The following is a 9984-nucleotide window of genomic DNA, read 5'->3' on the forward strand; positions in this document are numbered from 1 at the left end:
AGGAAATGGGCGTCCAGGTGACGCTGCACTCCGACAGCCTCAACGAGGCCGGTTACCTCGAGTCGACGCTGCGGGCCATCGACGGCCGCTCGATCCACGCCTTCCACGCCGAGGGCGCCGGCGGGGGCCACGCCCCGGACATCCTGAAGGTGGCATCGCTCCCCCACGTCATCCCCGGCTCGACGAACCCGACGCTGCCGCACACGGTCAACACCGTCGCCGAGCACCTCGACATGCTGATGGTCTGCCATCACCTCAACCCTGCAGTGCCGGAGGACCTCGCTTTCGCGGAGTCGCGCATCCGTGCCACCACGATCGCCGCGGAAGACATCCTCCACGACATCGGAGCCCTGTCGGTGACATCGTCCGACGCGCAGGCGATGGGCCGCATCGGCGAAGTGGTCACGCGCACCTGGCAGGTCGCGCACGTCATGAAGCACCGTCGCGGCCCACTCGGGGGTGGGTTGGGCGGTGGGATGCCGGCAGACAACGAGCGCGCGCGACGCTATGTCGCGAAGTACACGGTCAACCCCGCGATCGCGCACGGGATCGCGTACGACGTGGGGTCGATAGCGGTCGGCAGGCTCGCCGACCTCGTCGTGTGGGACCCGAAGTTCTTCGGTGTTCGGCCGGCCGTCGTCATCAAGGGCGGCGCGATCGCGTGGGCCGCGCTGGGCGACCCGAATGCCTCGATCCCGACGCCCCAGCCCGTGATGATGCGTCCGTCCTTCGGCGACACGATCGGGGCGGACGTGTCTGTCACCTATGTCTCTCCGGCGGCGATCGATGCCGGTCTCGCCGAGACGCTCGGCCTGCGTCGCCGACTGGCCGCGGTCGAGCCCACGCGTCACATCGGCAAGGCCGACATGAAGAACAACGACGTTCTCCCATCGATCCGGATTCGTCCCGACACGTTCGAGATCGCAATCGACGGCGAAGACGTCGAACCGGCGCCCGCGGCATCCCTCCCCTTGGCCCAGCTGTACAACCTCTTCTGAGACCCGTCATGGACTCCGCCGCGCACACCGTCACCCTGCTGCTCGCCGACGCGCGCCTGCCTTCGGGAGGGCATGCGTTCTCCGCGGGTGTCGAGCCGGCGATCCAGGGCGGGCTCGCCCGACAGGACGTCGGGGCGTTCCTGCGGGCCCGCGCGCGGACGACGACGATCGTCGATGCGGCAACGGCGGTCGTGGCGCGACGGGCCGGCCTGATGGGTGCCTCCTATGAGCCCGTCGAAAGGGCGTGGGCGGCGCGAACCCCGAGTCGTGCCGCCCGTGCCGCCTCGATGGACCTCGGCCGCGGGCTTCTCCGACTCGCGCAGAGGCTCTGGCCGCAGTCTCCGGCGATCGCCGCCCTGACCGCCGGGGAGGCAGTACTGCCGGCCCGGCCCATCGTGCTCGGTGCGATCGCCGCGCACACGGGACTCGACGCCGAGACCCTCGTACGCGTGGTCGTGTACGACGACATGGCGGGCGGCGTCGCGGCTTTTCTCAAGCTGGAACCGGGCGACCCCGTCGACGGCGTGCGGCTCGTGGTGAACGCATGCGCCGCGGTCGATCCCCTCATCTCGCAACTCGCTGCCCTCGATTCACCCGAGGCGATCCCTGCGGGGAGCGCCCCGCAAGCCGAAGTATGGACCGAGGCTCACGCCCGAACGAACAGGAGACTCTTCCGTGCCTGATTCCCCGCTCGCGCCCCGCGCGCTCCGGCTCGGTGTCGCCGGCCCCGTCGGCACCGGCAAGTCGTCGCTCATCGCGACCGTGTGCCGGGCCCTTGCCACCGAACTGCGCCTCGGTGTCATCACCAACGACATCTACACCGACGAGGATGCCCGGTTCCTGCGCTCGGCCGGCGTGCTCGACCCCGACCGCATCCGTGCTGTCGAGACGGGCGCCTGTCCACACACCGCGATCCGAGACGACATCACCGCCAACCTGCTCGCCGCCGAGGACCTCGAGCGGGATTTCGCACCCCTCGACATCGTGCTCATCGAGTCGGGCGGCGACAACCTGACAGCGACGTTCTCGCCCGCTCTGGTCGACGCGCAGATCTTCGTGCTCGATGTGGCAGGCGGAGGCGACGTCGCTCGGAAGGGCGGCCCGGGCATCGGTCGCGCCGACCTCCTCGTCGTCAACAAGACCGACCTCGCGCCCTATGTCGGCGTCGATGTGGCGCAGATGGTGGCGGATGCCGAGGCGGCACGAGACGGCCGCGCGGTCCTGGCCCTGTCGCGGCACGACGCCGCCGCGGTGGCGGCGCTGCGCACGTGGGTTCTCACGATCCTCGCGAGTCACCGGGCCGGCACCCACATCGCGCAAGACCCCGGCCCGATGGCACCGCACTTCCACGCCGATGACGAGCATCCCGACGGCGGCTTCATCCACTCGCACACCGAGGATGCCCCGCACAACCACTCGCGCACGCATGCCGGCGCGGGAATGAACCCGAACGAGTGACCACCACGCGCATCGGGGTCACCGCGCGCGAGCCACGCGCACACGTGGAGCTCGTGGTCGGGGCGCTCGCACCACGCCTGATCTCGCGCGATGCCGTGCGCGCGCACGTCGCGGTTGCCGCGGCCGGAATGGTGCTGCTCGGCGGCGACGAGGTGCACGTCGAGATCGACGTCGGCCCCGGTTGCACTCTCGAGATCGAGGATGTCGGGGGCACGGTCGCCTACCGCGGGCCGCGCTCGTCGTGGATTCTGGAGGTGCGGATCGGAGCCGGTGGGACGCTGCTGTGGCACGGCCTGCCGTTCGTCGTCACGGACGGGGCCGACGTCGAACGCCGCAGCTCGCTGATCCTGGAATCCGACGCGAGAGCCGTGATCCGCGAGACGCTCGTGCTCGGCAGGCATGGCGAGCGAGGCGGCCGGTTGATCTCGGCGCTCTCGGTCGTCGACAGAAGCGGCCCTGTCCTGCTCGAGCGGCTAGATGCCGACGGCCGTGTGCCCGAGCCCGGTGTGCTCGGCAGCAACCGCGTGCTCGATGCCGTGATCGCCGTGGGATTCCGCCCGCCCCCGCGCCCGGGAGACCTCGAGCTCGATCGCCCGGGAGCGATGGCGCGCCACCTTTCCGACCACACGCACGGCTCGCCCCTCGATCCGGTCTGGGATGCGTGGGTCGCGCGTGCCGAGGAGCGGTCGCCCACGCGCGAGCCGGTTCTCGCGCGGTGATGTCCGCCTGGCCCGTCCTTCGTCCTGGAACAATGGTCCGCCGTACCGGCAACGGAAGGAATCGCGTTGACGCAACTCGCTGAAGATGAAACCCCGGCACGCATCCGGCGGAGCACGATCGGTGTCATCTCGCTGATCGTGCTCCTGCATGTGCTCGGCTGGGGGGTTCTCATCCTGCTCGTGATCCCGGCCGGCATCCCGCTCGGCGGTGGTGGTGGCACGGTCGTGACGCTCGGCGTCGGGCTCACCGCGTACGCCCTGGGAGTGCGGCACGCGTTCGACGCCGATCACATCGCCGCGATCGACAACACCGCCCGCCGCCTCGCCGAACGCGGCAAGCCGGCCAGCACGGTCGGGTTCTGGTTCTCACTCGGCCACTCGACGATCGTCGTCGTGCTCTGCATCCTGCTGACCCTCGGGATAACGGCGATCGGCTCATCGCTCGCCGATGACTCTTCCGCCCTTCGCACCTGGACAGGGGTCATCGGCCCCACCGTCTCGGGCGTGTTCCTGCTCGTCATCGCCGCTATCAACATCGCGTCCCTGCGCCGGCGCCACGGGCACGCAGGCGGGCCGGTGCTCCGGATGCTGGGGCCCTTCGAGAAGGCGGTGGATCGCCCGTCCCGGATGTACATCGTCGGACTGCTGTTCGGCCTCGGCTTCGACACCGCCACCGAGATCGGGCTGCTGGCACTGGCAGGTGCCGCCACGCTCGCGGCTGTGCCCTGGTGGGCGGCGCTCACCCTGCCCATTCTGTTCGCCGCCGGAATGAGCGCCTTCGACACCACCCAGGGCGCAGTGATGCGTCTCGCCTACACGTGGCAGCCCGGGCGCCGCCACCTCGGTCGGGTGTACGCCATGGCGATGACCGGGCTCTCGGTCGCCGCGGCAGTACTGATCGCGAGCGTCCAGCTCGCGGACGTGCTCGTCGCGAACCTGGGCCTCGGCGGCCCCCTGCCGTGGTTGGCGTCGGTCGGGATCGACGACCTCGGGCTCGTGCTCACGGGCGTGCTCCTGGTCACATGGGCAGCCGTGCTGTTTGTCACCCGGTGGCCGCGGTTGCGCACGAGCTGAGTCCGAGAGGTCCGGACCGGAGCCTGCGCGGGACGCTAGAGACGTCCCACGGTCTCGATGTCCTCCCAGAACTCCGCAGCGACATCGGCGGAGACAGTTGCGCGCGTCGCTGAGATCGCCGCGACGTAGTCGTCGATGAACGGTCCTTCGGGGTCTTCACCGCCCGCGTTCACGGCGTTCTCGAGCGCGGATTGGGACGCCTTGCGGGCGGCGTACTCGATGTCTGCCGGAGAGAAGCCCTCGGTCATCTCGACGAGCACCTGCACGTCGACGCCGACCGCCGCCGCGGGAATGTACCGCTGCCAGATCGCGCTCCGGGCCTGTTCGTCGGGGAGCCCGATCGGGATGACGTAGTCGAACCGCCCGTGACGGAGGAACGCGGCATCCAACGCCCGGATGAAGTTGGTGGCGCAGATGAGCAGCCGCCCGGGCTGCTCACGGAAGGCGGGAATGATCTTCAGCAGTTCGTTCGTCACACCTTGGGTCGGTGAGGGCGGCTCGCCCTGCCGGTGCGAGGCGATCTCTTCGACCTCATCGATGAAGACGACGGCGTGCTCCAGCTCGGAGATCCTGGTGAACGTCTCACGCAGGGCACCAGCGAGCCCGCCAGGGTGGGACGCCAAACGAGACGGGAAGACCTCCACGAATGACCACTCCAGGCGCGACGCGATCGCCTTCGCGAACGTGGTCTTGCCGGTGCCGGGAGGCCCGAACAGAACGATCGCCCGTGGAGGTATGACGCCGAATCGATCCGCGAGTTCGGACTGTGCGAGCGGCATCACGACGCGTCGCTCGAGCAGATCCTTCTCCGCGGTCATCCCACCGACGGCGTCCCAGAGCCCTCGCGGAAGGACTCTTCCGCCCAACTCCGCGAGGATCTTCAGCTCTTCGCGCTGAACGGGGATGTGACGCTCGAAGTAGTGCAGATCCTGCTTCAGGACGAACCCCTGGTGCAGGAACGCCCCGACGCGGGTCTCGGCGGCCGGCATGAGCGCCGACATCTTGGATATGCCCACCGTGGCCATGCGCGCCTCCAACGCCGCAAGCAGGGAGGAGCCGATGCCGGTCCCCCGCGCGTGAGAAGCCGTGGCCAGGAACACCACCCATCCTTGCGCGTGCGCCGCGCGCCCGATCGCGGCACCGACCACCTCGTCGCCGACCACTGCGACGACGGCGTGATCCTTCGCGCACGACGCCAGCACATCGGACAGGCCGTAGACGGGCTCGGCATTGGCCGTGAGCATCTGTTCCCACAGTCGCAGAATCCCGTCGACGTCGTCGGCGTGATAATCGCGGATGCGCCAACCTGTCATTTGGTCTCCTTCGACTCTGAGCCCGACTTCTGCATGGGCCTGCGAAAACAAACAGCGTGCCGATCGTATTGCGGATCCTTGATCGTCGGGCACGACCCTGTGGCGCGCGGCTGGGTGTCAATCCGCAGCCGGCTCGGTCCGCAACGACCGCCAAGACGTGGACGGATCGCTCACGTTCCCAAACGCCGATCAGCGTCACTCGAAAGTGACGCTGATCAGGGGTTTTCTGGCGGTGACGGTGGGATTTGAACCCACGGTAGGGGGTTACCCTACACAACTTTTCGAGAGTTGCACCTTCGGCCGCTCGGACACGTCACCGCCGAAGAGTTTACGTCACCCCGACCCCAGCTCGCGAATCGATCGCGATCGACCGGCCGCCGGCATCCGCCCGGCACACTCGGGCATCCGTCCCGTATGCCGACAGACTGGGGACATGAGCGTCATCGAGAACTCGAAACTCACCGTCGTCGGCGCGGGGAGCGTCGGAGCCAGCGTCGCCTACGCGGCCCTCATCCGCGGCTCCGCGCGCCACGTCGCCCTCTACGACATCGCCACCGCCAAGGTCGAGGCGGAAGTGCTCGATCTTGCCCACGGCACGCAGTTCACGGGCGCGAGCGACATCGTGGGCGGCTCCGACATCTCGGTCGTCGAGGGCTCGCACATCGTCGTGATCACGGCCGGCGCCAAGCAGGATCCGGGTCAGAGTCGCATCGAGCTCGCCGGGGTCAATGCCGGGATCATCGCGAAGATGATGCCGCGGCTGCTCGAGGTCGCCCCCGACGCGATCTACGTGCTCGTGACCAATCCCTGCGACGTGCTCACGGTGCTCGCGGCGGAGGCATCCGGGCTCCCCCGCGAGCGCATCTTCGCGTCGGGAACCGTGCTCGACACCTCTCGCCTGCGCTGGAAGCTCGGCGAGCGCGCCGGCGTCTCGACCAGCAGCGTGCACGCCTACATCGTCGGCGAGCACGGCGACACGGAGTTCCCCCTGTGGTCGAAGGCCACGATCGGCACCGTCCCGATCCTCGAATGGGAGACCGAGGGTCACCCGCGCATGACGAAGGACGAGCTCGACCGGATCGCCATCGACGTGCGCGATGCCGCGTACAAGGTCATCAAGGGCAAGGGCGCCACCAACTACGCGATCGGGCTCGCGAGCACGCGCATCGTCGAGGCCGTGCTGAAGGACGAGCGCGCGGTCATGCCCGTCAGCACGGTGCTGAGCGACTTCCACGGGGTCGACGGCGTCGCCCTGTCGGTGCCGTCGATCGTCAGCGGGTCGGGCGCGATGCCGATTCGCGAGACCCCGTTCTCGGACGAGGAGCTCACCCTGCTGCGCCGGTCGTCGGACGCCCTGAGCTCGGTCGTGGAGAGCCTGCGGCCGGTGCGCTGAGGGCTTCGTGTACCGCATACAGGCTCGATCGGCGCCGCCGCCTGGGATGGTGCCCCCGGACAGCACTCCCGCACCGGACAGCCTGAATGCGGCCCGTCGATCAGGCGACGAGCACCGCCTTCTCGAGCTGGGCGAGGGACGACGCGAGCCCGACCGCGTGGTCGTGCGGGTCGATGCCGTCCGGCACGTCGGTGGCCCGCACGGTGACGAGGGTGCCGGCCTCGCCGGCCGCGAAGCTCCACGTCATCGTCATGGTTCCCGAGAACGCCGGATCCTCCGATGGGAAATCCACCTCCCACACGACCGCGGTCGGGTGCTCGAGCCGCACGATGCGTGTGTCCGCGACATCCGAACCGTCGTCGAATTTGCCTCGGCCCTCGGCCGACTCGTACGTCAGCACCATCCGGAAACCCCCGCCGACGACAGGATCGAAGCGCTCGAGACGGCCGGTCATGCCCTCGGGCGGCAACCATGCGCCGAGCAGGTCGGGCTCGACGAACGCCCGGAAGATCGTGCCGGGAGGGACGGCGATGAGGCGGGATGCGGAGTCGACGCGCATGCCCGCCAGCCTACGCGAGGCGGCCGGCCGGGCTGTGTGCGCGCGGGCATGGCGCGGGGCTGGTGTGCGCTGAGCGGCGGCTCGCCGGGCCAGGTGTGCGCTGAGCGGCGGCTCGTCGGGCCAGGTGTGCGCGGCGCGGGCATGGCGGCGGGCGGATGTCGGGCGCCCCGGCTAGCCTGAACGCATGCCCACCCGACGCCCGGCTGCCGCCGCGTACCGCTGCAGCGAGTGCGGATGGACCACGCCGAAATGGGCGGGGCGCTGCGCCGAGTGTCAGCAGTGGGGCACGGTCATCGAGGCCGCCGAGCCGACCGGCATCCTGCGCCACCTGACCCCGGTGACACCGACCGGCGACCGCGCGGCCCGGCCCATCACGGCGATCGACACGCGCGAGGCGCCGCGGCGCACGAGCGGTGTCGCCGAATTCGACCGCGTGCTCGGCGGCGGCCTCGTGCCCGGGGCCGCGATCCTGTTGAGCGGCGAGCCCGGTGTCGGCAAGTCCACGCTGCTGCTCGAGGTCGCGGCGCAGAGCGCACGCGCCGGCCGCCGCGTGCTCTACGCGAGCGCCGAGGAATCTCCCGGGCAGGTGCGGCTCCGCGCCGAGCGCACCGGTGCCCTGCACGACGAGCTGTACCTCGCGGCCGAAACCGATCTCGCGACGATCCTCGGGCACATCGACGAGGTGGAGCCCGAGCTCGTGATCGTCGACTCCGTGCAGACCGTGTCGTCGTCGCTCTCTGAGGGCATGGCGGGGCACCCGAGCCAGGTGCGCGAGGTCGCATCCACGCTCATCCGCATCGCGAAGGATCGCGACCTGCCCATCGTGCTCGTCGGACACGTGACGAAGGACGGTCAGGTCGCCGGCCCTCGCCTGCTCGAGCACCTCGTCGACGTCGTCTGCCATTTCGAGGGCGACCGGCAGACGTCGCTGAGGTTCGTGCGTGCGCTGAAGAACCGGTTCGGTCCCACCGACGAGGTCGGCTGCTTCGAGATGACCGGGGCGGGCATCGCCGAGGTCCCCGACCCGAGCGGCCTGTTCCTCAGCCGCGGAGCGCCCGAGGCCGGCACCTGCGTGGCGATCGCGATGGAGGGCAAGCGGGCGCTGCCCGTCGAGGTGCAGGCCCTCACGATCTCGACGGGCGCGCCGAACCCGCGGCGCATCGTGCACGGCGTCGACGCCTCGCGGGTGGCCATGGTGCTCGCGGTGCTCGAGAAGCGGGCGAACATCAAGGTCTCCGACCAGGACGTGTACGTGTCGACGGTCGGTGGCGTGCGCTTCACCGAGCCCGCGGCCGATCTCGCGATCGCGATCGCGGTGGCAGGGTCGGTGCGCAACACGTCCGTACCGCACGGCTTCGCCGCGATCGGCGAGCTGAGCCTTGCGGGCGAGATCCGCCCGGTCACGCAGGCCGGTCAGCGGCGCTCCGAGGCCGCGCGACTGGGGTACCGGCAGCTCATCGACGAGCGCTCGAAGACCCTGCGCGGGGCCATGGACGACGTGAAGGCGCGCGGGCGCGCGCGACCCCACGAGGACGTGCCGGAGTTCTAGCTCGTCGGCATTCGCTCAGGCATCGAGCGCTTTGAGCAGCTCGTCGGGTGCGGCCTGCATCGGGTGCGGGCCGGCGATGTCGAGGAACACGGTCGTGATCGTCTCGCGGTGCGCCGTCAGGAATGCGCGCAACCACGCGGGCGAGTAGACCCCGACGCTCGGCGGGAGATTCGCGGGCTTGTTCTTCGCGTCGCTGAACAGCAAGAGGGCGACATCGCCGGTCGCGGCATCCCGATACGTCCAGACCTCGCCGCCGTCGAGGGGGCTGTCGCGGGGTCCGGGTGTGATGAGCGGCACGATCGTGCTGCCGTTGCGCAGGGCGAAGGCGACGGCGGCGATGTCCTGCCTCTCGAGTGCCTGGGCGAGGGCTTCGGAGCGGAACTCCACGGGCACGCCCTTCTTCTTGCTCTTTCGAGCGGATGCCGCGGCCATGCGTTCAGCGTACCCAGAGCCCACGACCCGAGAGCGCGGGCTACGCCAGGAAGCCCCGGAGCAATGCCTGGGATCCGGCGGTGTGCTCGCGCATGGGGGCAGGCGCAGCACCCAGCCGACCGCGCGTAACTCCTGCATTTCCGGTGGTGCCCGCCGGGGCGCGCCGTACAGCGGCCGTGCGGCCGGTGAATTGCAGGAGTTATGCGCATTGTGCCGGGGCCTGGAGCGGCGTGACGTATGCGCTGGAATGCCCCGTGGATGACTCGATGACGAAGGCCTCTGGCTACGAACCGGATGGGCCGAAAGAGGATGACACGCCCGAGCCCATCCACACGTTCTTGCCGATGACCCCACTCTTTACCGCCGATGACCAAGCGGGGGACGCGACACCTGCCGGAAAAGAAGGGGCCCTCTCGAGTCTCCCATTGGGGACTGGATGACTCGAGGGGGCCCATCGCTCACTGCGCGACTCGCATCTCACCGCTGGGG

General features: G+C 69.7%; 10 protein-coding genes and 1 tRNA gene. 7 read left to right on the forward strand and 4 right to left on the reverse strand.

All coding sequences use genetic code 11. From position 1 onward, the window contains the following. From VNT50_RS05020 to VNT50_RS05040, 5 genes are all read left to right on the forward strand, one after another. The coding region (locus VNT50_RS05020) for an urease subunit alpha (RefSeq protein ID WP_325484006.1) at positions 1–998 on the forward strand (998 nt) is incomplete at its 5' end. Between the two features lie 8 nt (positions 999–1006). Beyond that, complete coding sequence (locus VNT50_RS05025; RefSeq protein WP_325484007.1) at positions 1007–1681, forward strand: urease accessory protein UreF; 675 nt, start codon at positions 1007–1009, stop codon at positions 1679–1681. After that, entirely contained in the window at positions 1674–2456 is a 783-nt protein-coding gene (gene ureG / locus VNT50_RS05030; protein WP_325484008.1) for an urease accessory protein UreG, read from the forward strand. Before VNT50_RS05025 ends, ureG begins: the two co-directional genes overlap by 8 nt. Beyond that, complete coding sequence (locus VNT50_RS05035; RefSeq protein WP_325484009.1) at positions 2453–3175, forward strand: urease accessory protein UreD; 723 nt, start codon at positions 2453–2455, stop codon at positions 3173–3175. Before ureG ends, VNT50_RS05035 begins: the two co-directional genes overlap by 4 nt. Before the next feature lie 66 nt (positions 3176–3241). Continuing rightward, on the forward strand, positions 3242–4249 hold the full coding sequence (locus tag VNT50_RS05040; RefSeq protein ID WP_325484010.1) for a HoxN/HupN/NixA family nickel/cobalt transporter: 1008 nt from the start codon (positions 3242–3244) through the stop codon (positions 4247–4249). A gap of 35 nt (positions 4250–4284) precedes the next feature. Here the strand turns inward: VNT50_RS05040 and VNT50_RS05045 are convergent, their stop codons facing one another. Further along, positions 4285–5562 (reverse strand): ATP-binding protein, encoded by a 1278-nt coding sequence (locus VNT50_RS05045; RefSeq protein ID WP_325484011.1) that lies wholly within the window; start codon positions 5560–5562, stop codon positions 4285–4287. A gap of 227 nt (positions 5563–5789) precedes the next feature. After that, a tRNA-Ser gene (locus tag VNT50_RS05050) sits at positions 5790–5880 on the reverse strand. Between the two features lie 115 nt (positions 5881–5995). On the opposite strand from VNT50_RS05050, the gene VNT50_RS05055 reads away from it, so the two are divergent. Further along, positions 5996–6955, forward strand: coding sequence for an L-lactate dehydrogenase (locus tag VNT50_RS05055; protein WP_325484012.1), 960 nt, complete (start codon positions 5996–5998; stop codon positions 6953–6955). 100 nt (positions 6956–7055) lie between these two features. Here the strand turns inward: VNT50_RS05055 and VNT50_RS05060 are convergent, their stop codons facing one another. Continuing rightward, positions 7056–7514 carry an SRPBCC domain-containing protein gene (locus tag VNT50_RS05060; RefSeq protein WP_325484013.1) on the reverse strand — a complete coding sequence of 153 codons (459 nt, stop codon included), beginning with the start codon at positions 7512–7514 and terminating at the stop codon, positions 7056–7058. Between the two features lie 184 nt (positions 7515–7698). Between VNT50_RS05060 and radA the strand changes: the two genes are divergently transcribed. Further along, the gene (radA, locus tag VNT50_RS05065) at positions 7699–9063 is read left to right on the forward strand and encodes a DNA repair protein RadA (RefSeq protein WP_325484014.1); all 1365 of its coding nucleotides are present in this window, start codon (positions 7699–7701) and stop codon (positions 9061–9063) included. A 15-nt stretch (positions 9064–9078) separates the two neighbouring features. Here the strand turns inward: radA and VNT50_RS05070 are convergent, their stop codons facing one another. After that, positions 9079–9495: a dehydrogenase gene (locus tag VNT50_RS05070; RefSeq protein ID WP_325484015.1), complete on the reverse strand. Its 417-nt coding sequence runs from the start codon at positions 9493–9495 to the stop codon at positions 9079–9081. Positions 9496–9984: the final 489 nt, after the last annotated feature.

The sequence above is a fragment of the Microbacterium sp. genome, assembly GCF_035554235.1.
In the GTDB taxonomy this organism is placed as follows: Bacteria; Actinomycetota; Actinomycetes; order Actinomycetales; family Microbacteriaceae; genus Microbacterium.

What these genes read in the sequence shown, in the direction of transcription:
- VNT50_RS05060 (WP_325484013.1), bottom strand. Translation starts at nt 7,514, where the DNA reads ATGCGCGTCGACTCCGCATCCCGCCTCATCGCCGTCCCTCCCGGCACG.
- VNT50_RS05025 (WP_325484007.1), top strand. Translation starts at nt 1,007, where the DNA reads ATGGACTCCGCCGCGCACACCGTCACCCTGCTGCTCGCCGACGCGCGC.
- VNT50_RS05055 (WP_325484012.1), top strand. Translation starts at nt 5,996, where the DNA reads ATGAGCGTCATCGAGAACTCGAAACTCACCGTCGTCGGCGCGGGGAGC.
- VNT50_RS05045 (WP_325484011.1), bottom strand. Translation starts at nt 5,562, where the DNA reads ATGACAGGTTGGCGCATCCGCGATTATCACGCCGACGACGTCGACGGG.
- VNT50_RS05070 (WP_325484015.1), bottom strand. Translation starts at nt 9,495, where the DNA reads ATGGCCGCGGCATCCGCTCGAAAGAGCAAGAAGAAGGGCGTGCCCGTG.
- radA (WP_325484014.1), top strand. Translation starts at nt 7,699, where the DNA reads ATGCCCACCCGACGCCCGGCTGCCGCCGCGTACCGCTGCAGCGAGTGC.